The following is a 23,816-nucleotide window of genomic DNA, read 5'->3' on the forward strand; positions in this document are numbered from 1 at the left end:
CGTGACGAATCCGGGAGTGCCCGGCGCCGGCGTGCGGGTTGCGGGCGAGGTGGCCTGAGGCGTCTGGATACCGGTTCCGGCGGACAGGGGGAGCCTCCAAGGTCGTGCGGGTGCTGGTGCGCTCGGTGGATCGTGGGCGTTATAGGTACTTCGGTGCCGGACGGTGACGGTCGCGCGTGTCGCCCGGCGATAGCGAACATGTCGCCTGGTCGCAGAATACGCGTACGCTGGTGGCGACCTGACGGGCCGGTGGCCGGTCACCACTACACTGGACCGGTGACTTTCGATAACGTGCGGGGAAGTTCGACCCCTGGCCGGCCGTCCCCGACGCCACCGATCGTCTCTGGAACACCCTCGGTTGTTCAGAGTCTGCGGACCCATTCCGGGGGTTCGGTGCCCTTCTCGGTGGAGTTCAATCCGCCCCGTGACGCCGCGGGCGAGGCGCGGCTGTGGCGTGCGGCGCGCACCTTCGAGCGCATGCATCCGGCCTTCGTCTCCATGACCTACGGTGCGGGCGGCACCACTCGTGACCGCACCGTGCGGATCACCGGTGCGCTGGCCGAGGAGACAACTCTGCTGCCGGTCGCGCATCTGACCGCCGTCGAGCACAGCGTCGCCGAACTGCGCTCGCTGGTCGGCGCGTACGCCGATTCGGGCATCCGCAATATCCTGGTGCTGCGCGGCGACCCGCCCGGTGATCCGCTCGGCGAATGGCGCAAACATCCCGAGGGGGTGGCCTACGCCGAGGAACTGGTGCGCATCGTGCGTGATCTCGGCGACTTCCATGTCGGCGTCGCCTCGTTCCCCCAGGGCCATCACCGCTCCCCGGATCTGGAGCACGACACCGTGTACCTGGCCGCGAAATTGCGTGCGGGTGCCGAGTATTCGATCACGCAGATGTTCTTCGACGTCGAGCACTATCTGCGCCTGCGCGACCGCATCGCGGCCTTCGATCCGATCGAGGGCGCGAAGCCGATCATTCCGGAGCTGATGCCCATCACCTCGCTGCGCACGGTGGCACGCGCCGAGGAACTGTGCGGGCGTCCGCTGCCGCCCGCCGTCATGGAGCGCTTGCGCAAGGCCGCCGGTGACGGGCCCGAGGAGAACAATGTGGCGGTCCGCGAGGTCGGCATCGAAATCGCCACCGAAATGGGGCAGCGCCTCATCGATGAGGGTGCACCCTGCCTGCACTTCATCACGCTGAACTTCGCCAAGGCCACTGGTGAGGTCCTCACCAACCTCGGCTACGGCGTCACCGCCGCACCCAACTCCTCCGCCGCTCCGCGCCTGGTGCCGGCCGTGAGTGCCGCGCCGGTCGCGTCGCGGGCCGACAGCTAGGTAGAGGTCTGGTGCTGGGCGTACCCGACGAGTTACCCGTGTTCCGGCGGAATCGGTTGTTGCGCGGGTATCCACGCCGAAGCCCCGGTATTCGAGGGACCCGGGGCGGCGGTTCGAGGTCAGGCGGCGCGCGCCGTCCGCAGACCCCAGGCATCGGCGAGGAGTCGATGGGATTCGAGACGGTCCTCATGGCGGTGGGTGATGCTGGTGACGAGGAGTTCGTTGGCGCCGGTGACCCGTTGCAGGGCCTGTAGCCGTTCGACGACGGTGCGCGGGCTGCCGACGAACTGGGTGGCGAGACGGTCGTCGACCAGTCGGCGCTGTTCCGGTGTCAACGGGGTGGCGGTATCCGGATCGAGGTAGTCGGCGGCGCCGGCACCGCTGCGGATGCTGTGCACCCAGTGCCCGTAGGTGGCGGCCAGATGTCGGGCGTGCGCGTCATCGGGGGCGACGACCACGTCCGCGGAGATCACCACATACGGTTCGGCGAGATCGGCCGAGGGGCGGAAGGCCGCCCGATAGGCCGCGACCGCGTCCAGGGCGGTGCCGGGGGAGACGTGATAGGCCGCGGCGAAGGGCAGACCGAGTTTGCCCGCCAATTCGGCACTTTCACCGGCCGAACTGCCGAACAACCACAGCTCGACCTGTGCGCCCTCACCCGGAACCGCGTGCAGCGCAATGCCTTCGGCGCTCTTATAGGTGCCGTTGAGCAGCGCGCGCACCTCGTCGACCTGGTCCGGGAAGTCCGGCGCCTGCGCGTCCTGCTGTTGCAGTGCGCCGAGCGAGGCGATGAACCGGGACCTGTCGGTGATCCGTCCCGGATCGAACGGCGGCGGAACCACCACGCCGTCGCGGACCTCGGTGCGCCCGGTCACGGTATCGACGACCGGGTGACCGCCCTTGGGATGGGCGGGTTGTGCGCCGAACTGGGTGCGGCGATGGCCTGATCGGCCCAGGCCCAGGTCGATTCGTCCCGGGTAGAGGGCGTCGATGGTGCCGAATGCCTCCACGATCGATGCCGAGGTGTGGTGGCCGACCTGAACCGCGCCCGAGCCCACCCGAATCCGGGTGGTGGCCGCGGCGACCAGGCCGATCAGGGTGATGGAAGAAGAGCTCGCCACCGAGACGAAATGATGTTCGGCCAGCCAGTACCGGCGGTAACCCCATTGCTCGGCGTGCTGGGCCAGATCGATGGTGTTGCGCAGGGCCTGCTGTGCGGTGGATCCGGCGCTGATCGGGGCCAGATCGAGGATGGAGAGTGGGATCGTCATGCGGACTGTCCTGGACGCGGATGCTGTTCGCCCGCTTCGATGGCCACCCGGAGCCGGTTCTCGGCGGGTGCCAGCGGGCAGGTGGCGAAATCGGTGAAGGCGCAGGGCAGATTGGCCGCCCGGTTGAAATCGAGGCGCACGGTGCCATCGGCGGCGGGTGCCGCGACGGCCAGCGAGCGGGCGGCCGGGTAGGTGGTGACGCCGCTGGTGGCATCGGTGAACAGCACCCGCAGGTCGGTCGGTCCGCCGAAGGCTATGACGCGCTCGGTGACCTCGCCGAGGGTGAATTCGATGGTGCCGGATGCGGTGTGGTGGTGTTCGAGACCGTCGACGACGGCCCCCGTGGTGATCGTGCGTGGCTCGTCGAACGGTTCGAAGCGGCCCGCGACCACCCAACGCGGGTCCGGGGCGTAGGCCGGGATGCCCGCGAAGCTCAGCAAGGTGGTTGCGGCCGGATCGTGGACGCGCACGGCGTAGCGACCGGTGCGGCGAATCACCTCGAGTACCCGATTCTCGTGCAGCACCTCGAGTCCCGGCGCGCCTTCGGCCGGTGCGATGATCTGCACGCCCGCGATGCCGGTGCCCTCGAACCGCAGTCGGTCGGCGGGTTGGGCGGTGATGAACACCTTGTCGTCGGTGACCCACCAGGTGCCGGGAAGGTCGGGGATGCGCTCGGGTTGGTCGGTGAGCCAATGCAATCCGGTCAGGCTCAGGAAGCCGAGCGGATCGCGCAGCTGGTCCTCCCTTGCGTGATGCCAATGCGCCCATTCGGTTTCGAAAAGACTGGTGATGCTGGTCGTCATGGCGCTTCTACTCCTTCGACTGTGGGAATGGTGGTGGCGCGGTTGGGTGCCGGTCATCAGGCCGCCCCCGGTGCCGTGAGGTGCGGGGTGGGAATGGCCGACAGCAGTTCGCGGGTGTACTCGTGCTGTGGGTTGTCGAAAATATCGGCGGTGGAGCCGGATTCGACAATGCGGCCGTCGCGCATGACCGCGACGCGGTCGCTGATGCGGCGTACCACGGCGAGATCGTGCGAGATGAACAGGTAGCTCAGTCCGAGTTCGGTTTGCAGGCGGTCCAGCAGTTCCAGGATCTGGGCCTGGACGGAGGCATCGAGAGCCGAGACCGGTTCGTCGAGTACGAGCAGGTCGGGATGCAGGGCCAGGGCGCGGGCAATGGCGACGCGTTGGCGCTGTCCGCCGGACAGTTCCGCGGGGCGGCGCTGTGCGAAGTTCTCCGGCAGCGCGACCTGGCCGAGCAGTTCACGTACCCGCTCCTGCCTGGCCTTGCGATCGCCCACGGCATAGGCCCGCAGCGGTTCCTCGATGATCGAGCCGACCCGCCAGCGCGGATCCAATGAGCCGTAGGGATTCTGGTAGACCACCTGGAAGCGCTGGCGCAGCGCGCGCAGCCGTCCACCCGTCACGGTGGTCAGGTCCTGCCCGTCGAAGGTGACGGCACCGCTGTCGGGTTCGGTGAGGCGCAATGCGATGCGCGCCGTTGTCGACTTGCCGGAGCCGGATTCGCCGACCAGCGACAGGGTTTCGCCGCGACCGAGTTCGAATCCGACGCCCGCCACCGCGGTGACCGAACCACCGGCCGGTGCGCGGAAGCGCTTGTGCACATCCCGCACCGTGAGCAGCGGCGGACCGGCACTCACCCGCGGCGCGCGGAATCCGTCGAACGGGGCCAGACTCGGCGAGGCGGCGAGCAGTCGCTTCGTGTACGGATGCCGTGGTTCGGCGAGCACCGTTGCGGTCGGCCCGGTTTCGACGATCTCCCCGCCGCTCAGCACCACGATCCGATCGGCCCGCTCGGCCGCGATCGCCAGATCATGGGTGATCAGCAGCACCGCCGTGCCGCGGGCCGTTGTTTGCGCGGCGAGTTTGTCGAGCACCCGTCGTGCCACCGTCGCATCCAGTGCACTGGTCGGCTCGTCGGCGATCACCAATTCCGGTCCGGCGATGAGCGCCGCCGCGATCAGTACCCGCTGCCGCTGGCCACCGGACAGTTCGTGCGGATATTGCGCCGCCCGCAACTCCGGCAGGTCCAGCCCGGCATCGGCGAGCAATTCGATGGCCCGCGCGGACGCATCGCGGCGATCGGCGAGTCCGTGCACGAGTAACGCCTCGGCGACCTGATCACCCACGCGTCGCACCGGATTCAGCGAGAGCCCCGGATCCTGCGGGACGAATCCGATCCTGGCGCCGCGAATCCGTCGCAGCGCCCGCTCGGATCCGGTATCCACTGTCTGCTCATCGAAGGTGACGGTCCCGCCGGTGATCTCGGCAGTGGGGCCGAGTAGTCCGATCACCGATTGCGCGAGCGTCGACTTGCCGGAACCGGATTCGCCGACCAGTGCGACGACCTCGCCGCGTGCGACGGTGAGGGATACGCCTCGCAGTGCGGCGAGGCCGCCACTGTCGGAGGCGTAGCGCACCCGCAGGCCGTCGATGCGCAGCAATGCCGCCGCGTCGTCATTGTCATGCGGTCCGTCGGTGACGCCGCCGATCTGCGGCGTTGCGTCCGTGCGCGCGTCCGTCGGATCGACGGACGTGCTGCGTTCACTCATGCGCTGTGACTCCTTCCTACGGCGCGGCCGAGGCGTTGGGCCGAGAGGACGACGACGATGATCACCAGGCCGGGCAGGGTGGTCATCCACCATGCCGTGGCCAGGAAGTTGCGTCCTTCCGATATCAGTGAGCCCCATTCGGGGGTGGGGGGTTTCGCGCCGTAGCCGAGGAAGCTCAGTGCGGAGACCGATAGCACCGCCATCCCGAATTCGACCGCGGCCAGGGCGAGGACCGGCTGATAGGAGTTCGGTAGGACATGCCGGGCCAGCACTGTGTACCAGCGGACCCCAGCGGCATGCGCCGCCTCCACGAAAGGCGCCTGCCGCACCCGGAGCACCTCCGAGCGCATCACCCGCGCGAAGTTGGCGATCAGCGAAACACCGACCGCTACCGCCACGTTGCGGGTGCCGAAGCCGAGCGCGGTGACCAGCGCGAGGGATAGCAGCAGGGATGGAATCGACAGCAGCACATCGACGAACCGCATGATGACGGTGTCGACGAAGCCGCCGATCGATCCCGACAACAGCCCGAGTATCGATCCGGCGATCAGCGCGATGGCGACCGCGGACAGCGTCGCGGTGAGTGAGAGTCCCGCGCCGTGCACCATCCGGGTGTACAGATCGCGCCCGAGATTGTCGGTGCCGAACCAGTGCCGCGCACTCGGTGCCTGGAACTTCTGCGCGGGCACACCGGTCAGCGGATCGCCGCTGGCGAAAACCGACGGGAACAGCGCCCAGCCGAGCGCCAGCAGCGCGACGGCAAGGGACAGTATCACTACGACATTGCCGCGCACCGACTTCCACCGCAGTGCCGGTCGGCGCAGTCCGGGGAGCGCGACCGGCCGCGACTCTTCGACGACATCAACCATGATCGGTCACCTGCCGCTCGAGGTCGGCCACGGCGTGCGGATTGCGGGTGTCGGGTGCCAGCACGGCGTTATCGTGTGCGGCGCCGGAGTGGGGATCAGGCATGGACGACCGCCTCCTCTGTGGCATCGGAAGTGTCCGTGGTCTCCGAATCGGTTGCCGCGCCGCGAGATCGACCGGCGATGCGCGGATCGAGCAGCGGATACAGCAGATCCACCGCCAGATTGACGGTGACGAAGACGGTCGAGGTGAGCAGCACGATGCCCTGCACCACCGGAATATCCTGGGCCAGTACGGAGGTCTGGGTGAGGCGACCCACGCCCTGACGGGCGAAAACGGTTTCCACCACCACGGATCCGGCGAGCATATTGCCGACCAGCACCCCGGCGATGGTGAAGGTCGGCACACTGGCCGGACGCAGCACATGTCTGCGCAGCACCCACCCACGCGAGCCACCCTTGGCCAGTGCCACATCCACGAACGGCTGCCGCCAGGTCGAGGCCAGCCCGGTCGCGAGCACCTGGGCGAGCACCGCGCCGATCGGAATGGCGAGGGTGAGCGCGGGCAGCACCGTGCCCTCGAGTCCGTGTCCGCCGAAGGCCGGAGCGAGCCGCCAGTGGAACGAGAACAGTTGCAGCAGGAGCAGTCCGGTCCAGAAAGTCGGCACCGAAACCCCGAGCGAGGGCAGCGAGCCGAGGACGTCGCGCAACCACGGGCGGCGGACATAGGTGGCCGCGAAGGCCAGACCCACTCCGCCGAGCACCGCGAAAAGCAGTGTCAGACCGGTCAATTCGAGTGTGTTGGGCAGTGCGTCACCGAGTGCGCTGGTGACCCGCTGACCGGTCGCGATGGAATGGCCGAGATCGCCGGTCAGCGCGTGGGTCAGTGCGGTCCAATACTGCTCCCACAGCGGACGATCCAGTCCATAGCGCGCCTGCAACTCGGCGATCGCGGCCTTGTCGATCGGGGTGCCCGCGCCCGCGCCGTCGGCCGCGATGGAAACCGGGTCGGCGGGCAGTAGGTAGAGCACCACGAACGAAATGGTGAAGGCCGCCCACAGCACCCATATCGCCTGCAGGACCCGCACAACCACATACCGGGCCATGACTACCGCCCACTCGCCCAGGTGTCGAAGAACTGCAGTCGGGCGGAGGCCTCGAACTTCAGATCGTGCGCGCGCTGTGCCACACCGATGGCCTGCGACAGTTCGACCGTCGGAATCCACAGTCCCGCATCGAGTACGGCCTGTTGCGCGGTGCGGATCAATGCGGTGCGGGCCGCGGTATCCGAGGCGCTGAGCTGACCGTCGAGGACATCGTCCAGCGCCGGGATGCGTTCACGGGCATTGAGATTGCGACCGTCGACGCCGAACGAGGTGCGCAGAATGTCACCGTCGGCGCGGGTGGTGTTGTAGTAGGTGGTATCGAAGTCCTTGACGTTCTGGCGAGCCGTGCTCTCCGGGCCGGACACCAGATCCAGCTTCAGCTCGACACCCACTTGGCGCAGTTGCTGCTGCACCAGCTCCAGGATGGCCTGATTACCCGCGAACGCCTGACTGAACAGCACCGAGAAGGACAGGCGCTCATTATTTTTCGCGCGGATACCGTCGCCGCCCGGCGTCCACCCCGCCTGGTCCAGGATGTTGCGCGCCTTGGCCGGGTCATAGCTCAGCCGGGCCGAAAGATCCTGGTAGCCCGGCGTAGTGCTGGCCAAGATACTGGTCGCGGGTTTGAACTGTGGGCCGAGTACGGTGTCCACCAGCTGTTTCCGATCGATCGCGGGCAGCAGCGCCTGACGCACCGCGGCATCGCGCAGCGGCCCGCGGGTGAGGTTGGTCTGGAAACCGAACGGCACACCGGGATTCGCGGTGCTCAGCACCCGCCCGCTCGCGGCCTCGATCTGCGGTGCGTCCTGCGGTAGCGCATCGCTGACGGCGTCGAGCTGACCGGAGATGAGACTGCCGGTGCGGACGCCGGATTCGGGCACGACCGTGAACTCGATTTTGTCCAGGTACGCCTCGCCCTGATGGGCGAAGACCGCCGAACCCCAGTTGTATCCTGCGCGTTTGGCCAGGGTCGCCGAGGCGTCCTGGCGCCAGGACGCGTAGGTGAACGGACCGCTGCCGATATTGTCGCCCAGGCAGCGCTGATCGGCGGGCTCGACCGTGGTGGCATCGCCCTGAATGCCGAGCGCCGCGGTCGAGGACGCCTGCAGGAACTGAGCATTGGGCTTGCTGAATTCCACCCGCGCGGTGAGCTTGTCGACCGCGGTGGTGCCGACGTAGTTGGTGAGGTAACTGGAGCCGAGCGGTGTCTTGACCGCGCCCAGTTCGATGACCGAATCGAAGGTGTTGCGCACCGAATCCGCGGTGAGCGGGGTGCCGTCGCTGAAGGTGACACCGTCGGCGAGATGGAAGGTGAACACCTTCGCGTCGGGGGAGATCTCCCAGCTCTTGGCCAGCCACGGCTTGATCTCACCGGTCTTCGGATCCTGATCGGTCAGCGAATCCACGATCTGGCGGGTCACATACAGCGTCTGATTGGTGCCCGACTGCGCCGGATCCGAGCACGTCGGCGCCTGCGAAAGGCCATAGCGCAGCGTGCCGCCCGGCTGCGGCGGACCCGCGTCGGCGCCGCCGGTGGCCGAATCACTACCGCAGGCGGCGAGACTCGCGGCCGCGGTGACGGCGGCGGCCACGGCCGCGATTCGGTGGCGGGGACGGATCACAGTGGTACTCCAGATGTTTCGGTGCGGACGAGTTCGCCGCGGGAATCGATGTCGTAGTCGGTGGGACGTGCGGTGGTGTGGTCGTTCGGTGCGGTGGCCAGTGGTCGGCTCGGAATGCGTTGCCGCAGTTCGGGCGCGACCTCGGCTTGGAAGAGTTCGAGGCTGCCGCGATAATGCGATTCCGTGCGGCCGTCGCGTTCGGCGGACAGGTGGATCACCTCGTGCCCGAAGGCCTCGTGCTGACGCCCCACCTTGTCGATCACCTGCTCCGGGCTGCCGATCAGCGCCGAACCGCGCGCGACGAAATCATCGAGCGTTTCGAAGACGACCGGCAGACCGAGTTTGCGCGCCAATGCCAGTCGGGCCTCGAAGATCGGCCGGTATCCGTGCAGGGCCTCCTGCGATGTGCGTGCCACATGGAATCCCGCGGTGCCCGCGCCGACCAGGGCATCGGCCGGATCGTGTCCGTAGTGCGCCCAGCGCTCCCGATAGTGGCGCACCAGTTCGGCATAGGGTTCGATCGGATTGGTGACATTCGCCGAGAACAGCGGATCACCGTGGCGCGCGGCGAGTTCCACCGAATCGCGGCTGGTCGCGCTGCCGTGCCAGATGCGGATGCGCGGCTGCCATGGCCGCGGCAGTGCCTTGGCCTCGACCAGCTCCGGCCGGAATCGGCCCGACCAGGTCACGGTGTCGCTGTCCCACAGCGCCCGGAACAGTTCGTAGCCTTCGCGATTGCGATCCCACTGGTCCTCGGCGGTGACGTGGTACAGCTTCGCCTGTGCCGCACCGTTGCCCTTGCCGATGATCAGTTCGAGACGGCCGCCGCAGAGATTGTCCAGCGTCGAATAGTCCTCGAACGCGCGCACCGGATCCAGCAGACTCAGTGTGGTGACTGCGGTGAACAGACTGATCCGCGAGGTGACCGCGGCGATATGGGACAGCAGCACCGGTGGTGCAGCCGAGAGGAACGGATCCTCGTGCCGCTCACCGACGGCGAATCCGTCGTAGCCGAGTTGTTCGGCGATGCGGGCCTGACCGATGACATCGAGCAGTCGCTCCCTGGTATCGGGTAGCCGACCGGTATTCGGATCCGGCACGCGGGTGACGAGGGTGAACAGCAGGAACTTCATGCGATCACGACTTCTTCGGTAGGCCGGGCGGATTGATCCGCGAACTCGGCACGGTTTCGGTCCGCAACCCCCAGCGATCGATGACCTGCTGGTAGGTGCCGGTCTGGATGGTGTTGTTGATGGCCTTGTTGATGGGGCCGATCAGCCCGTTGTCCTTCTTGGTGAGCACTCCGATCTCGCCCTGCAATGTCGCACCGGCGCCGGAGAACGTCGCGGCGATCTTGGTCTGATTCGCGGTGGTGCTGTGGTAAATCGCCGACGGATTCGGGCCGATGTAGCCGTCCAGGCGCTGCGAGGCCAGCGCCAGGTAGTAGTCGGTGACCTGCTGGAAGTAGGCGATATCGATCGCGGGCAAGCCGTCGGCGATATTCTGCTCGTTCCACTTCACCAGCAGCTGCTCCTGGTTGGTGCCGCTGCCGACACCGATCCGCTTGCCCGCCAGGCTCGTACGATCCTGGTGCTCGGGCGTGCTCTGCTTGGGGATCTCCAATGCGACGGTGTCATTGCGATAGGTGGCGAAGTCGTACTTCTGCTCGCGCTCCTCGGTCACCGTGACGTTGGAGATGAACACATCGGCCTCGCCGGAGTCGACCCGCACGAAGTTCTGCGACCAATCGGCCACCTGTGCAACGAGTTTCAGCCTTAGGATATCGGCGATGAGCGAGGCGAAATCGACCTCGGATCCGACGATGGTCTTATCGTCGGTGGCGTAGAACCGCAATGGCGGTGCGGCACCGCCCGCTCCGGTGACCACCAGCGTGCCGCGGTCCCGAATGGCCTGCGGCAGTTCGGCGGCAATGGCATCGACCTCGGGCGCGTGGATCCGGCCGGACTGGCCGGGGGAGAGGTCGAAGGTGATCGAACCGGCGGGCTGCGCGGAGTTTCCCGTGCATACGGCCGCGGTGGGTGCACCCGATGCCGTGGCGTCGGGTGTGTGGGCACCCGGTATCGGGACATCCGATACCGGAGTATCGGATGCGACGGACGCGCTCATGATTTCGGTTCCTCCATCGTTCCCGGCGGAAGCACCCGCACCCGGTGGCCGGGGGGTTGCTGCGACGTCGACGAGCCAGGTCTCTCGGTCGCTCTGGATGGTGTGTCCGACGCCGAGCACGGGTCGGTCAATGGGTCTAGCCGAAATATCATGCGAAGCAGGCGAAGTCCGGCACAAGGGTACGAATCAGCGTGAGCGCAGGCCTTGTCCACATGCCTATGAGCAGGCACTATTGGCCCGGTTGCGCGGTGGTTCGTGGCATTTCGGATCTAGTTCTTCGCGGGCCTTTCGTCCGGATTGCCCGCCGGTGCGGGGCTGCGGCGGTCCGCCGGGACGCGCGGCGCGTACGTGTCGCCCGCCGATATTTGCGCTGTTGCGAAGGTTTGCCGGAGTAATCTCGGACCTCGATTCGTGCCCGACGATGAGGAGGTCCCTCGTGACCCTGCTGCGCCGTCTGACCACGCTAGCCGCCATCGCGACCGGTACGGCCGCGCTGACTTTCGCCACCCCGGGCGTCGCCGCCGCGGCTCCGATGCCCGCGCCTGCGGCACCCGCTACGACCGCACCGTCCGCCCAGGCCGGGCCCGGTGATCTGTTCGCCACCTACCGCGCCGTTGTCGAGGCGCTGCGCACCTACGGCGTCGACCCGTTCCTGTATCCGGCGGTCGCGCCGTTCTGCTCCGACTCCGGCGCCCTCGGTCTGGTCCCCGCGGTTGCGGGCGCGGTTCCCGGTCCGTGGCCGAAAACCACCGTGGCCATTCCCGGACTCGACCCGACCGCCGTCAGAGCAGGCCAAGTCATGTTCACCTTCGTGCCCTACGGCCTCGGACCGGACGGCACGAATGCCACGGGCATGAACGTCGCCTGGGTCAATCTCGCCAATGGCCGCAACGGCATCACCGCCATGGGTTCGATCTCCGATGTGGTCCGCACGATGGTGCCAGCCGAAATCCCGGCCGAGATAAGACCGCTCGCCGAACGGACTATCCAAGATTTCTTCGCCGCATTCCCGGTCGGCGGCGTACGCGCGGTTCCGGTCGACACCGGATCGGGCACCGTACTGGCCGCAGTCTTCGGAACCATGGACAACGGCGGCAAATCCTGTTTCTTCCTCCCAACGGTAGGCCTCACCTCGGTGCGCTGAGGGGCGGAGCGCTCCCCTGCATGCGCTCGGGAACCGAGGCAGGTGCCAGAGGGCATTCCGTGCCGCACCCGGGTTGCGGCTCGCGCTGCTCGGTTCAAGATCAGGTGGAGCTGGTGGCGGCGTCTTCCCGATGCCGTCGCCGGCTCCACCTGATCTTGATCAGTGGGTGGAGGTGAGGGGGCGGGCTTTCCAGGTCAAGGTATTGGTGTGGTGGGCGCGGCGAGAGCGGGTCCAGAGGCGGAGGTAGGTGGCGATGGAGATGGGATGGGCCAGGGCCGCAAGGGCATCGGCGCGGGTTACGGTGCCGTGTTCCAGGGAGCGGGCGAGCAGGCGGCTGGCAACCGCGGCACAGTAGCCGATGAGACCGGCGGTGCGCATGGAACCTCGACCACCGATCGCGGCGAGTGGGGGCACCCAGTAGGCCAGTGCCGCTATAGCTCCGACTGCCGCGCCGCCGATAGTCGTGCCGCCGTAGGCAGACCACAGCCAGCGGGTGTAACCGGCCTCCAATTCGGCCGCGTCGAAGTACATTCGGGTACTCGCCGCGCGGCGTGCCGCGACGAGCGCGGTCCGACGACCCGAACGGCGTAATGCGCGAGCGATATCCAGATCCTCGGTGGGGCTCGCCGCCACCGCGGCGTGACCGCCGATGACGTGGTAGGCGTCCGCATCGAAGACCAGGAACTGGCCGCAGGCAACAGCTGTCGAGGGGCGGAGGCTGCGATTGGCGGCCGCGATCGGCAGGCTCGCCGCCCACGACCAGCACAGCAGCGGCTGCACCAGCGCCTCGGCCGGTGATTCGGCCACCTGGTACGGCCACGGTGACAACAATGCGGCCCGGCCGCGGCGTAATTCGGCGGTCGCCGCGGCAATCGCATTCGGCGCCAGGCGCACATCGGCGTCGAGAAAGATCAGCACCGTGGCATCCGCCAACTCGGCGAGTCGCGCGCACGCCGCGGCCTTCCCGGTCCATCCGGGTGCGGGTTCGGCCTCGGAGCGGAATACCGCGAATCGCGAATCACCCGCAATCGCTTCGAGCGCGACCGCTTCGGTCCCGTCCGACGACGCGTCGTCGAGGATCAGTACCCGCAGTCGCGGCACACCCACCTGGCCGCGGAGATCATCGATCAGATCGGGCAGGCGGTGCGCCTCATCGCGCGCCGGGATGCACACCGCCACCGGCTCGATCACCGTATTCGGTCCAGTCGCCAGCCCGCGCACCGTGGTGCGATTGAATAATGCGGTCCCGCAACCGACCAGCGCGATACCCGCGCCCGTCCACGCGGCGATCGCCGCGCCCGCGCGCAGGGTTCGCGTCAGCGGCGGATCAGCGAACGCCACAGATTGCTCAGGGAGAAGGTGCTTTCGGGTGCCCCGGGCGGTGCCGGATTGCGGTCCATATAGGCGATGGCGGCGATAATCGCGGCGACGGCGAGGGTGATACCGCCGACGATCCCGGCCCAGCCCGCGAAGGAGCGGGTATTCGGATCCGCATAGCTGACCTCGGCGCGCACCGTGGAGACATCGCCGGGCGGCAGTTTCCAGGAGACGGTGGAGTCGTCTTCGCGATTGCCGTTGGTCTTGGCGACCCGGGCCGGGAAGGCCACCGTGAACTGCACGTCCGAACCATGCGGCGGAACGGATTTCAGATCGACCCGGCCATTGAGGCTGACCAGATCGCCGGTGCGCTGGAACGACAGGTTGAACATGCCCTGGGTCTGATCGGAGAGTGCGCCGAGTTGGCCGACCTCACCGAAGGACAGATCCTCGAAGAACACCTTGCTGCCCACATAGCCGTCCTGGCTGTATGGCTCGACCCGCACCTTCGCGGCCAGCGAATCGGGCGCCTTCAGCTGCGGGCCCTTGTCATTGGCGTCCGCGGGCACCACCGCGGCCACGATCCGACCGGAGACCCGGTCATTGGACGACACACCCATCGACACCTGCACGCGCAGGCAGCCCGCGAGCATGGGCACCAGCATCGCGGCCAGCAGTACTGCCGCGGCCACCCGCACTCCGGGCCGGGGCGAACGTGGCGGTAGAACCGGTGTGTCGGGTATCGCGGTGAGAGGACTCGGCTGCACGGCACACATCGTGCCAGGCGGTCGCCCCGAATTGCCACGCGACGGGCGGAACGTGCGCCGACCGAAGTGTCGGACAGGTGGTATCCGCTGATTCAGCCTCGCCGGATCGCGGCCACCCGCACCAGCAGCGGTACGCCGAGCACTCCCAGCCCGACACACCCATACCAGGCCGAATGCGGCAGATCGAGAAATACCGCGTGCGCGAGCGTCGACCCGAGCCAGGTCCACATGAATACCGCCACCGGCACGACGGTGTCCGCCGAGATCAGAGATATCGGGCGTCGGGACCTGTGCTCAGGACTGTTCGAGTCAGGCGTCCCCGACTCCAGCGCCGGGATTCCAGCATCCATACCTGAGGCTGCCGCACCGCGAGCCGCCGCTATCGGCACCTGTGTCCGCGCTGTTGGCAACGTGCGCTCTACCTGCGGTCCCTGGGTCTGTGCTGGTGGGATCGGGTGCCTTGTTGTGGGTGCCTGCGCTGTTGGCAACGGGCGCTCTGCCGTCGGCACTTGTGTCTGCGCTGTCGACAGCCGGTGCGCTGCCTTCGACACCGCAAACGTATTCGCACCGTTCGTGCCCACAGCACGATCCAGTACGGTCAGCAGCAACGCCATCACCAGCGCCACCGCAAACCAGCCCAGATAGTTGGTGTATGGAATCTCGGCTGATCCGGGCAACCCCCGACCGGCGGCGCACCAAGTCCACTGTCCGTCGGCGACCATCTGCGGATCGAGGAACAGATCCCAACCCACGGCTCCGACCGCGGTCGCCACGACACGCCCCGCCCATCGTCGAGCCAACAACCCGGCGACCACCCACACCGGATACAGCCCTCCGGTCCAGGCCAGTGCGACCACCAACGGCACCCCTGCCACCGCAGGCCCCAGCCTGCCGTCGGCGTAGTCATAGCAACCGAACGGAAAACCCGTTGCGGTACCGATAATTTCGGCAAGCAACCCGAGTCCGGAGACGATCACGACGAACCCAAGGCCGTACCGAAAGCCACGCGTCGTCACCGCGTGCACCAGTGCGGTCCCCGCCGACAGCAGCACGACCGCGATGGTCACCCGATCCCGGGCGACGCCGGAGGCCAACGGATAACCGATCTGCACCAGCACGAGCAGCACCGCCGCGACCACGGGCGCCAGGAAGCGCGGTGTCCAGCGCAGCGCGCCCGCCGACCGTTGATGCCGCCTCGTGACGAGTCGACACCCCGGTTCCCCCGCCGCACGGTCGGCGTCGCGATCTATTGCATCGCAGATCTGCTCCGCCTGATCGGCTGGTTCCTGACTCGTTGGTTTCTGGTGGGTGTCGGGTTCCTTTGTGCCGTGGGTCTGGTCCGCCCGAGCGGCGCTCTCCCGACTCGCTGGACCAGGGATTTCCGTCCGTGGCGCGAGCCTCTCGTGCGGCTGCGGCCCGGTCATCGCCTGCGTAGCAGCGGGAACCGGTTGCGGCGTCGATCGCGCAGCACCAACTGCGCCGCGCTGCGCCCGCTCGCACCGGACACCCCGCCACCGGGATGCGTCGACGCCCCGGTGAGGTACAACCCGGGCGCGCCGGGCACCCGCTGCCCGGATAGCTCCGGCAGCGGTCGCCACAGCATCATCTGATCCAGCGACATCTCCACATGCATCACATTCCCGCCGCGCAACCCGAGCTCGCGCTCGAGCTCGACCGGCGTCTGCACATGCCGCCGCAGCACACTCGCCGCGAAACCCGGCGCGTAGGACTCGACTTCGGCGATGATCCGGTCGGCCTCCGACTCCGCGTGCGCGGCCCAAGCACTGCCGTCGGCCAGCTCGTACGGATGCCACTGCGCCCAGAGCGAGAGCTGATGCTGACCGGCCGGGGCGATACTCGGATCCAGCGCACTGAAACTCATGGCCAGCACCACCGGACGCGGCGGCAGATCACCGGCCAGCGCCGCACCGTGGGCCCGGCGCAGTTGCCGCCGGTCCGAGACGAGAAACTGCAGGCCATTGGCGGATTCGGCGGTTGAGCCGCCGGGATATCGCGGCAGCTCGGAGGTCGCGAGCCGCACCACCATGCCGATGCCGGGTCCGACCCGGATCCGCCGCTGCCACTCGTCGAGCACCGCACCGTCGAATCCGCCGTCTCGCAACAGATCCAGTGTGGTCAGCACATGGGTGCCCGCGATCACGGTGTCCGCGTGCAGATTTCGGCCCGACGCCGTGCGCACCTGCCAGCCGGCACCGCCCTGCCGCAGTTCGGTGACCGCATCGCTCGCCGACACCACACCGCCATCGGCGCGCAGCCGCGCGACCAGCGCCGTCGTCAGCGCCCCACTGCCACCCACCGCTCGTCCCGGCGGCAGCGTATGCATCAGTGCGGCGAATCCGACCATCGGCGCGGTCCCCGGTTCCGACATCGGCGGTCCGGACTGGGCGCCGAACCAGGCCAGTGAAGCCTTGAGCCGCTCGTCGTCGAAGTAGCTGTCCAGCAGCGCGTCGCCGGTCTGCAGGAACTCCCGCGACAGCGCGCTCCCGCCATCGCGCGCGTCCAGCCCCCAGAACGAACGCAGCAAGCGCCCCGGCGTCGGTGTACCGCCGAATGCGCGCATCACCCGAGCCGACCGCGGCCCCCAGCTCGCCACGAAGCGCTGATACGCCGCGGCGTCCTGCGCACCGCAGACCTCCGCGATTCCGGCACAGGTCCGATCGAGATCGCGATGGAACACGATCGGCGCACCGCCGTGCGGCCCAGCGGGCGTGAAACCCCAAGGATCGCAATCGATATAGCGCAGCCCGAAGCGCGCCAGCTCCAGTTCCTCGATGATCCCGGTATGGCGCACCATGATGTGCGCCGACGATCCGCGATCGACCAGATGGCCGGGAAAACGTTCGACCGTCGACACCGCGCCGCCCAGCACCTCGTCGCGTTCGAGTACCTCGACCCGCTCCCCGGCCCGCGCGAGATAGCAGGCGGCGACGAGCGCATTGTGGCCCGACCCGACCACCACAACTGTCACGACTGCACCTCGCTGGCGCTCGGCTCCGTCGTACCAGTTGGCTGGCTGTGTTGATGGTTCACTCGCTGCGCTCGCTCACAGCGGCAGCCGCCGCCCCAGGATCGCGAACGGCCTGGTATCCCCGGCGAAGACGAAATCACGGATCACATCGGTGAAGCCGAGTCGCCGGTACAGCTTCCAAGCCCGGTTGGCCTCGGCGCGCACCTCCGGCGTGGACAGCAGCACCGCACTCTCGGTGCGATTCGCCAACAGCCGCGTCAGCAGTTGGGCGCCGATGCCGCGGCCCTGCGCCGACGGATGAACGTGCAGCTCGGTCAGTTCGAAATAGTCCGAAAGCAGTTCGCTCGCGGAATGTTCCGGCCAGCCCGAGCGTCGCATCCCGCTGTACACCTGCTGCTGCCACCACTGGTGGGCGGCACCACGATAGCCGTAGGCGATGGCCACGATCGGCGCGGTCCGCAGGTCGATCTGCCCGGAATCATCCGGGATGACGGCGGCGACGCCCTGCCAGCCGACGCGGGTGGTGTGTTCGGTCCACATCGGCGCGCGATGGTGTTCGGTGCCGTGTGGATATTCCATCGCCGCGACGTACACCGCCAGCGCATCGTGCAGCCGGGAGCGCAGCGCCGCGACGGAGAGGTCGATGACGACAGGTGCGTTGGCGGGGGTGTGTTTGGGCTTGACGGCTGTCATGGCTCTCGTCGGTCCGCGGAAAGTTGTCGGTGGGTGTCCCTATATTCAATCTCAATTCAAACGTTCGAATACCTGTTCGATCCGCGCGGTGCTGGGAACTCGGTACTCGCGCACAGGATAGGCCAGGTGAGCGACTCGGAGGGACGGCTGATGTCTGGTCGGATCGGACACCCGGGGCAACCCGGCAAGGCGGGCAAGCTGCTGCAGCGGGCGGACGGCTTGCTGATGCAGGCGGCGGGGGAATGTGACCCGCGCGAGCGTTTTCGGACCGCATACCTCGCCGCGCTGCGCGGAGCCGGGGCTGTGCTCGCGTTTACCGGGGCGGACGCCGCACCGCGGGCGCGCTCGCGCAATGCCTGGGTGCTGATGCAGCGCGCCGCGCCCGAATTCATCATGTGGGCTGACTACTTCAGCGCACGTTCGGAGACCAGGGCGGCGCTGGAGGCGGGGCTGGATCGCGATGTGGATGATCGGCAGGCCGATGAGTTCTATTCGCGGGTGGGCGCATTCCTTCACGATGTGGAAGATCTGCTGAACGCCGGGGCTCGATTGCGCCCCGCGCCGGGCTGGTCCGGTGGCATGACCGCTTAGTTATCGGCGAGTAGGTGGTACGGCACTGATCGAACTCGTATCATTGGTGGCAGATAGCCGACCTTGGCTATCCGTCGCCTACCCGGAGGCGACAGCCACGTCCTAGTGCCGGGGGAGGTACCGTGCCACTCTCCGAGCACGAGCAGCGCATGCTCGAACAGATCGAGAGCGCGCTCTATGCTGAGGATCCGAAGTTCGCGTCGTCCGTCCGCGGCGGACGCCTTCGCTCGACCTCGAGTCGTCGCAGACTCCAGGCCGCTGCCCTGTTCGTCCTCGGCCTGTTTCTACTTGTCGCCGGCATAGCCGCTCCGGTGAAGCTCGGCGACTTTCCGATCATCAGCCTGATCGGATTCATCGTGATGTTCGCCGCGGGCGTGCTGTTGCTCCTCGGTGGGTCCAAGGGCATCGCCAAAGGCGACCGGTCGGGCAATGCCCAATCCGGTGGCGCGAGTGGCGGATCGGGCGGACGTGGGCGACAGCGCAAGTCCGGTGGTTTCTCCGAGCGCATGGAGGATCGGTTCCGGCGCCGCTTCGATCAGGAGTAGCGCGCCCGTAGCCGACAACGACATATCGAACGCGCCGCCGCACCGAACAGGTGCGGCGGCGCGTTCTCATGGGGGAACCGCCAGCCTGCTGAACGCTCGACGTGTGCGGTTCCCCACAACGCCCCACGACCTTCCCCCACCACCTCCCACCCCCCACCTCCGATAGCGCCCCGGCGCCGGCCGAAACCGTGGGAACCAGGGCGTTTGCTGATAGTTGTCGGGCGCTTATCTCGCCGTGCGGCGCGTGTCGCCAGAACACGGAAAAAGTTCTCCTCCACCGTGATAGCTGGGATGACCTGCGTAATCGACGACGCGGGGAGCCAGATCACCCCGAGTTTCGATTGAAAGTGGGGGAAAGTGGGGTAATGTGGAGCGCGCACAAGAGGAAGGGCATACATCCGAGGTGATCGTGCTCCCCGAACGGCGGGGTTGATCCGGGAGGTAGCGGGTTGTTTCTCGGTACCTACACACCTCGGTTGGATGACAAGGGGCGACTGACGTTGCCTGCGAAGTTTCGAGACGATCTGGCGGGAGGGTTGATGGTCACGAAGGGTCAGGACCATAGCCTTGCCGTATATCCCAAGGAAGAGTTCACCGCGCTCGCACGGCGAGCCGCGGCGGCATCTCGAAGCAATCCGCAGGCGCGCGCGTTCGTCCGGGCACTCGCGGCCGGTACGGATGAACAGCGTCCGGACGCCCAGGGCCGGATCGTGTTGTCGGCCGATCATCGTCGCTACGCGAACCTTTCGCGGGATTGCGTGGTGATCGGATCGGTCGACTTCCTCGAGATATGGGATAAGCAGGCGTGGGAGTCCTACCTCGCCGAGCACGAGGAGGACTACGCACAAGCGAGAGACGAGTCGCTGGGCGGAATCTTCTAGCCCTGAGCGAACGAGTGCCACGCGGCCTCTGCCCGGACGCGCGGACCCTGACGTACTTCCCCGACGCCAGGTGCCGAGGCTCCGGTCAGAGACCCCGCGGCATTCGTATTTTCAAAGTAGCTGTGCAACAAGGTGACCCCGCAGCGAGTGATCCCACTGGCACGGCTCGATGCGCGACGACGCGAGGCAGGATTCCGGGAGGTCGAGGTGAACCGTGAACAGGACGGTCCTCGCCATGTTCCGGTTCTGCTCCAGCGAGCCGATGCGCTACTCGGTCCGGCACTCGCCGAACCCGGCGCGGTATATGTCGACGCCACATTGGGTTTGGGTGGTCACGCCGAACATTTCTTGCGGACCTACCCGGATATCCATCTCGTCGGACTTGATCGCGATACCCATGCGTTGGCCTTGGCCGGTGCCCGATTGGCGCCGTTCGCCGACCGAATCACCTTGGTACACATCCGATATGACGGAATCGCGGCCGCACTGAAACAGGCCGGACTGCCGACCGCCGGTTCGGTGAGCGCGATCCTGATGGATCTCGGTGTGTCCTCGATGCAACTCGACGAGGCGGAGCGCGGCTTCGCCTACTCTGTCGACGCACCGCTGGATATGCGGATGGATCCGACCACCGGCATCACCGCCGCGGATGTGCTCAACACCTACAGCCACGGTGATCTGGCGCGCGTGCTGAAAACCTATGGGGAGGAACGCTTCGCGGGCAAAATCGCGGCCGAGGTGGTGCGCCGTCGGCAGCAGCGGCCGTTTCGCACGAGTGCCGAATTGGTCGAATTGCTTTATGCCACAATCCCGGCCGCGACCAGGCGGACCGGCGGTCATCCGGCCAAGCGGACCTTCCAGGCGCTGCGGGTGGAGGTGAACGGCGAACTCGACTCGCTGCGCGCGGCCCTGCCCGCTGCCCTCGACTCGCTGCGGGTCGGCGGCCGGATCGTGATCATGTCGTATCAGTCGCTCGAGGATCGGGTGGTCAAACAGGAGTTGGCACCGCGCACCAAATCGCGGACACCGGTCGACCTGCCGGTCGAATTGCCCGGTATGGGACCGGAATTCAAGTTGCTGACCCGGGGTGCCGAGAAGGCGACCGAACAAGAGATCGAAGAGAACCCGAGGGCGGCACCCGTGCGGATGCGCGCGGCGGAGAGAATCCAGGAGGGGACAGCATGAGTGTGCGCACGCGTACCGTCGAGGCGCCGGGCCGGATCGCCCGCCGGGTTCAGGCCGCCGAGCGGGTGAAATCGGGTGCCGCACAACGGGCCTACGCCAAGCGCCGGATGCGTGCCGAGCAGTCGGGGGATCAGCACGAGCTGCCCAGGCAGCGCGCGTCGGCGATGGCCGCGCGAATTCCGTTCGTGGCGGCCATCATCGCGCTGCTCGGCTGTGGTCTCGCGCTCACGCTGCTGCTCACCACCCGTTCGGCCGAGGACAGCTATCAACTCGGCGATGCCAGGGCGACCAACCGCAAGCTGGCCGACGAACGCGCGGCGCTGCAGCGCGAGGTGGAGGCCGCCGACTCCGCGCCCGAACTCGCCGCGAGGGCCCGCGAACTCGGGATGATCCCGGCGAAGGATCCGGCCCGGTTGGTGATCGGAGCGGATGGCGGGGTGACGGTGATCGGCAAGCCGACGCCCGCGCAGGGCGCACCGGTGCCGCCGCTGAATCCCTCGCCGGCCGCCCCGGCCGCCCCGCCGACGGTCAATGCCCAGGCTCGCGGTGAACGACTGATTCCGGTGACGACAACGCCGCCGACGCCGTCCAGTCAGCCGAATACCGGTCAGCCCGCGAATACCGTTGCGGGACAGGCGAGTTCGACGCCGCCGAGTCCGGTGCCGTCGCCGAATCCGATCGCGCAGGTTCCGGTGGAGACGCCGCAGCCGGAAATTTTGCAGCCCGCGCCGGTTCAAGCCCAAGCGCCGCAACCGGAGGCGCCGCAGCCCGAGACGACCCAACCAGCGCCCACGCCGGACGAGGGCGCCCGATGAGCGTGCGGCAGACCAGGCCCGCGTCGCGTCAGCGCCGCGGGCCGTCGGCATCCAAGGCGGGCTCCGCCGGAGCCGCCGGAACGTCGAGGGCGGCAAGCGCGCCCAGACCGCGGACCGCTGCCCCGGATCGGCCGCTGCGTCTGCGTGTCGGCGTCGGCCGGGTGATCATGCTGGTCGCCCTGGCGGTCGTGGCGCTGCAGCTGCTGTGGGTACAGAGCATTTCCGCGCCCAGCCTGTCCGCGCAGGCGGCCAGCCAGCGCACCACCCGCAAGATCGATACGGCGACCCGCGGCCCGATTACCGACCGCTACGGCAAATCCCTCGCGTTCACGTTGAGCGCACAGGCGCTGACCTTCCAGCCGGTGGTCGTGCGCAAGCAACTCGCCGATGCGAAGGAGAAGTCGGCCAAGGCCCCGGATCCCGAGGAGCGGCTGAAGGCCATCGCCAAGACCATCCACGACAAGATCGGCAAGGATGCACCCGCCGAATCGGCACTGCTGGACAAGCTGAAGAGCGATACTCCCTTCGTCTACCTCGTCCGCAATGTCGATCCGCGCATCGCCTCCGATATCACCGTGCAATTTCCGGAGGTCGGCGCCGAACGCCAGGATGTGCGCGAATATCCGGGCGGCTCGCTGGCGGCCAATGTGCTCGGCACCACCGGCTGGGACGGACACGGCCAGATGGGGCTCGAATCGTCGCTGGACTCCCTGTTGGCGGGTACCGACGGTTCGCACACCTACGACCGCGGCTCCGACGGTGCGGTCATTCCGGGCAGCTGGCGCGACAAGCAGCCCGCGGTGAACGGCTACGGGGTCGAACTGACCCTCGATTCGGATCTGCAGTATTACGTGCAGCAGCAGGTGCAGCAGGCCAAGGAGATGTCCGGTGCGAACGCGGCCTCGGCCGTGGTGCTCGATGCGAAAACCGGCCAGGTGCTGGCGATGTCCAATGACAACACCTTCAACCCCGCGCTGGGACCGCAGCACTGGGGCAATGCCGAAATGCAGAACCCGTCCGTGCAGGATCCGTTCGAACCCGGTTCGGTCAACAAGATCGTGACCGCGGCCGCGGCCATCGAATACGGTTTGACCAATCCCGATGAGGTGCTGCAGGTGCCCGGCGAGATCCGGATGTCCGGTGTCACCGTGCACGACGCCTGGGAGCACAGCATGCTGCCGTACACCACCACGGGCATTTTCGGTAAGTCCTCCAATGTCGGCACGCTGATGTTGGCGCAGCGGGTCGGTGAGGACCGGTTCGCGGATATGGTCAACCGCTTCGGCCTCGGCCAGCGCACCGGTGTCGGACTGCCCGGCGAGAGTCCGGGCCAGGTGCCCGCCCGCGACCAGTGGTCCGGCGGTACCTTCGCGAACCTGCCGATCGGGCAGGGCCTTTCGATGACCACCCTGCAGATGACCGGGATGTACCAGGCCATAGCCAATGGCGGCGTGCGGATTCCGCCGCGCATCGTCAAGGCCGAGACCGCACCGGACGGCACCCGCACCCAGGAGCCGCAGCCCGAAGGCGTGCGGGTGGTGAGCGAACAGACCGCGGCCACGCTGCGCACCATGTTCCAGGCGGTCGTGCAGCGCGATCCGATGGGTGTGCAGACGGGCACCGGTTCGCCCGCGGCGATCGATGGCTATCAGGTGGCGGGCAAGACCGGCACCGCGCAGAAGGTCGACCCGAGTTGCCGCTGCTATTCGACCTCGTCGTTCTACATCACCTTCGCCGGTATGGCACCCGCGGACAACCCGCGCTACGTCATCGGTCTGATGCTCGACGCGCCGATTCGCAGCTCCGATGGCAGTGGTGGCGGGTCGGTGGCGCCGCTGTTCCACAACATCGCCTCCTGGGCGCTGCAGCGCGACCGGATACCACCGTCACCCGAGCCGTCGCGCCGATTCGTTCTGCAGGCTTCATAAGATTGGAACCGCGTTGCCCAGCCGTGAGCCGACGTCGGTAACCTGACTCGACGTTCCCG

The 23,816-nt window shown here is 67.5% G+C and carries 21 protein-coding genes and 1 riboswitch; of the genes, 8 read left to right on the forward strand and 13 right to left on the reverse strand.

Annotated features, from left to right (window positions below; genetic code table 11):
* The first annotated feature begins 336 nt into the window (after positions 1-336).
* Positions 337-1,338, forward strand: coding sequence for a methylenetetrahydrofolate reductase (locus AB0L58_RS40135; protein ID WP_364396087.1), 1,002 nt, complete (start codon positions 337-339; stop codon positions 1,336-1,338).
* A 119-nt stretch (positions 1,339-1,457) separates the two neighbouring features.
* Here the strand turns inward: AB0L58_RS40135 and AB0L58_RS40140 are convergent, their stop codons facing one another.
* From AB0L58_RS40140 to AB0L58_RS40175, 8 genes are all read right to left on the reverse strand, one after another.
* Positions 1,458-2,609: an LLM class flavin-dependent oxidoreductase gene (locus tag AB0L58_RS40140; RefSeq protein ID WP_364396029.1), complete on the reverse strand. Its 1,152-nt coding sequence runs from the start codon at positions 2,607-2,609 to the stop codon at positions 1,458-1,460.
* The gene (locus AB0L58_RS40145) at positions 2,606-3,412 is read right to left on the reverse strand and encodes a DUF1684 domain-containing protein (RefSeq protein WP_364396030.1); all 807 of its coding nucleotides are present in this window, start codon (positions 3,410-3,412) and stop codon (positions 2,606-2,608) included. The genes AB0L58_RS40140 and AB0L58_RS40145 overlap by 4 nt, the downstream gene beginning before the upstream one ends.
* 56 nt (positions 3,413-3,468) lie before the next feature.
* Positions 3,469-5,181, reverse strand: coding sequence for an ABC transporter ATP-binding protein (locus tag AB0L58_RS40150; protein WP_364396032.1), 1,713 nt, complete (start codon positions 5,179-5,181; stop codon positions 3,469-3,471).
* Positions 5,178-6,050 (reverse strand): ABC transporter permease, encoded by an 873-nt coding sequence (locus tag AB0L58_RS40155; RefSeq protein WP_364396034.1) that lies wholly within the window; start codon positions 6,048-6,050, stop codon positions 5,178-5,180. The genes AB0L58_RS40150 and AB0L58_RS40155 overlap by 4 nt, the downstream gene beginning before the upstream one ends.
* Before the next feature lie 95 nt (positions 6,051-6,145).
* Positions 6,146-7,153: an ABC transporter permease gene (locus AB0L58_RS40160; RefSeq protein WP_364396036.1), complete on the reverse strand. Its 1,008-nt coding sequence runs from the start codon at positions 7,151-7,153 to the stop codon at positions 6,146-6,148.
* Positions 7,154-7,155: 2 nt separating this feature from the next.
* Complete coding sequence (locus AB0L58_RS40165; protein ID WP_364396038.1) at positions 7,156-8,775, reverse strand: ABC transporter substrate-binding protein; 1,620 nt, start codon at positions 8,773-8,775, stop codon at positions 7,156-7,158.
* The gene (locus AB0L58_RS40170) at positions 8,772-9,908 is read right to left on the reverse strand and encodes an LLM class flavin-dependent oxidoreductase (RefSeq protein WP_364396040.1); all 1,137 of its coding nucleotides are present in this window, start codon (positions 9,906-9,908) and stop codon (positions 8,772-8,774) included. Before AB0L58_RS40170 ends, AB0L58_RS40165 begins: the two co-directional genes overlap by 4 nt.
* Before the next feature lie 4 nt (positions 9,909-9,912).
* The gene (locus AB0L58_RS40175; protein WP_364396042.1) at positions 9,913-10,902 is read right to left on the reverse strand and encodes a transporter substrate-binding domain-containing protein; all 990 of its coding nucleotides are present in this window, start codon (positions 10,900-10,902) and stop codon (positions 9,913-9,915) included.
* Positions 10,903-10,912: 10 nt separating this feature from the next.
* Positions 10,913-11,006: riboswitch (SAM riboswitch) on the reverse strand.
* Positions 11,007-11,338: 332 nt separating this feature from the next.
* On the opposite strand from AB0L58_RS40175, the gene AB0L58_RS40180 reads away from it, so the two are divergent.
* Positions 11,339-12,046 carry a hypothetical protein gene (locus AB0L58_RS40180; RefSeq protein ID WP_364396044.1) on the forward strand — a complete coding sequence of 236 codons (708 nt, stop codon included), beginning with the start codon at positions 11,339-11,341 and terminating at the stop codon, positions 12,044-12,046.
* Between the two features lie 159 nt (positions 12,047-12,205).
* On the opposite strand, the gene AB0L58_RS40185 is transcribed toward AB0L58_RS40180, so the two are convergent.
* The 5 genes from AB0L58_RS40185 to AB0L58_RS40205 all read right to left on the reverse strand — a co-directional run bounded on the left by AB0L58_RS40185 (position 12,206) and on the right by AB0L58_RS40205 (position 17,812).
* Positions 12,206-13,267 (reverse strand): glycosyltransferase family 2 protein, encoded by a 1,062-nt coding sequence (locus AB0L58_RS40185; protein ID WP_364396089.1) that lies wholly within the window; start codon positions 13,265-13,267, stop codon positions 12,206-12,208.
* A 95-nt stretch (positions 13,268-13,362) separates the two neighbouring features.
* Positions 13,363-14,028 (reverse strand): DUF3153 domain-containing protein, encoded by a 666-nt coding sequence (locus tag AB0L58_RS40190; RefSeq protein WP_364396091.1) that lies wholly within the window; start codon positions 14,026-14,028, stop codon positions 13,363-13,365.
* 194 nt (positions 14,029-14,222) lie between these two features.
* Positions 14,223-15,269 (reverse strand): carotenoid biosynthesis protein, encoded by a 1,047-nt coding sequence (locus AB0L58_RS40195; protein ID WP_364396046.1) that lies wholly within the window; start codon positions 15,267-15,269, stop codon positions 14,223-14,225.
* A gap of 281 nt (positions 15,270-15,550) precedes the next feature.
* Entirely contained in the window at positions 15,551-17,119 is a 1,569-nt protein-coding gene (locus AB0L58_RS40200; RefSeq protein WP_364396049.1) for an NAD(P)/FAD-dependent oxidoreductase, read from the reverse strand.
* A 75-nt stretch (positions 17,120-17,194) separates the two neighbouring features.
* Complete coding sequence (locus AB0L58_RS40205; RefSeq protein WP_364396051.1) at positions 17,195-17,812, reverse strand: N-acetyltransferase; 618 nt, start codon at positions 17,810-17,812, stop codon at positions 17,195-17,197.
* Between the two features lie 150 nt (positions 17,813-17,962).
* Between AB0L58_RS40205 and AB0L58_RS40210 the strand changes: the two genes are divergently transcribed.
* The 6 genes from AB0L58_RS40210 to AB0L58_RS40235 all read left to right on the forward strand — a co-directional run bounded on the left by AB0L58_RS40210 (position 17,963) and on the right by AB0L58_RS40235 (position 23,757).
* Positions 17,963-18,403: an SAV_6107 family HEPN domain-containing protein gene (locus AB0L58_RS40210; RefSeq protein ID WP_364396093.1), complete on the forward strand. Its 441-nt coding sequence runs from the start codon at positions 17,963-17,965 to the stop codon at positions 18,401-18,403.
* Positions 18,404-18,525: 122 nt separating this feature from the next.
* Positions 18,526-18,948, forward strand: coding sequence for a DUF3040 domain-containing protein (locus AB0L58_RS40215; protein ID WP_364396053.1), 423 nt, complete (start codon positions 18,526-18,528; stop codon positions 18,946-18,948).
* Between the two features lie 449 nt (positions 18,949-19,397).
* Positions 19,398-19,829 carry a division/cell wall cluster transcriptional repressor MraZ gene (gene mraZ / locus AB0L58_RS40220; RefSeq protein WP_036535307.1) on the forward strand — a complete coding sequence of 144 codons (432 nt, stop codon included), beginning with the start codon at positions 19,398-19,400 and terminating at the stop codon, positions 19,827-19,829.
* A 207-nt stretch (positions 19,830-20,036) separates the two neighbouring features.
* Positions 20,037-21,014 carry a 16S rRNA (cytosine(1402)-N(4))-methyltransferase RsmH gene (rsmH, locus tag AB0L58_RS40225; RefSeq protein ID WP_364396095.1) on the forward strand — a complete coding sequence of 326 codons (978 nt, stop codon included), beginning with the start codon at positions 20,037-20,039 and terminating at the stop codon, positions 21,012-21,014.
* Positions 21,011-21,829, forward strand: coding sequence for a hypothetical protein (locus AB0L58_RS40230; protein ID WP_364396055.1), 819 nt, complete (start codon positions 21,011-21,013; stop codon positions 21,827-21,829). Before rsmH ends, AB0L58_RS40230 begins: the two co-directional genes overlap by 4 nt.
* A gap of 167 nt (positions 21,830-21,996) precedes the next feature.
* A complete protein-coding gene (locus AB0L58_RS40235; RefSeq protein ID WP_364396097.1) occupies positions 21,997-23,757 on the forward strand; it encodes a penicillin-binding protein 2 in 1,761 nt (586 codons plus the stop codon).
* The last annotated feature ends 59 nt before the right edge of the window (positions 23,758-23,816 follow it).

The organism is Nocardia sp. NPDC052112 (assembly GCF_040680135.1).
Classification (GTDB): Bacteria; Actinomycetota; Actinomycetes; order Mycobacteriales; family Mycobacteriaceae; genus Nocardia.

Excerpts from the sequence above, each read along its gene's own strand:
- AB0L58_RS40230 (WP_364396055.1), top strand. The coding sequence starts at position 21,011 with ATGAGTGTGCGCACGCGTACCGTCGAGGCGCCGGGCCGGATCGCCCGC.
- AB0L58_RS40210 (WP_364396093.1), top strand. The coding sequence starts at position 17,963 with ATGTCTGGTCGGATCGGACACCCGGGGCAACCCGGCAAGGCGGGCAAG.
- AB0L58_RS40160 (WP_364396036.1), bottom strand. The coding sequence starts at position 7,153 with ATGGCCCGGTATGTGGTTGTGCGGGTCCTGCAGGCGATATGGGTGCTG.
- AB0L58_RS40235 (WP_364396097.1), top strand. The coding sequence starts at position 21,997 with ATGCTGGTCGCCCTGGCGGTCGTGGCGCTGCAGCTGCTGTGGGTACAG.
- AB0L58_RS40150 (WP_364396032.1), bottom strand. The coding sequence starts at position 5,181 with ATGAGTGAACGCAGCACGTCCGTCGATCCGACGGACGCGCGCACGGAC.
- AB0L58_RS40190 (WP_364396091.1), bottom strand. The coding sequence starts at position 14,028 with ATGCTGGTGCCCATGCTCGCGGGCTGCCTGCGCGTGCAGGTGTCGATG.
- AB0L58_RS40175 (WP_364396042.1), bottom strand. The coding sequence starts at position 10,902 with ATGAGCGCGTCCGTCGCATCCGATACTCCGGTATCGGATGTCCCGATA.
- AB0L58_RS40145 (WP_364396030.1), bottom strand. The coding sequence starts at position 3,412 with ATGACGACCAGCATCACCAGTCTTTTCGAAACCGAATGGGCGCATTGG.
- AB0L58_RS40170 (WP_364396040.1), bottom strand. The coding sequence starts at position 9,908 with ATGAAGTTCCTGCTGTTCACCCTCGTCACCCGCGTGCCGGATCCGAAT.
- AB0L58_RS40140 (WP_364396029.1), bottom strand. The coding sequence starts at position 2,609 with ATGACGATCCCACTCTCCATCCTCGATCTGGCCCCGATCAGCGCCGGA.
- AB0L58_RS40205 (WP_364396051.1), bottom strand. The coding sequence starts at position 17,812 with ATGACAGCCGTCAAGCCCAAACACACCCCCGCCAACGCACCTGTCGTC.
- AB0L58_RS40155 (WP_364396034.1), bottom strand. The coding sequence starts at position 6,050 with ATGGTTGATGTCGTCGAAGAGTCGCGGCCGGTCGCGCTCCCCGGACTG.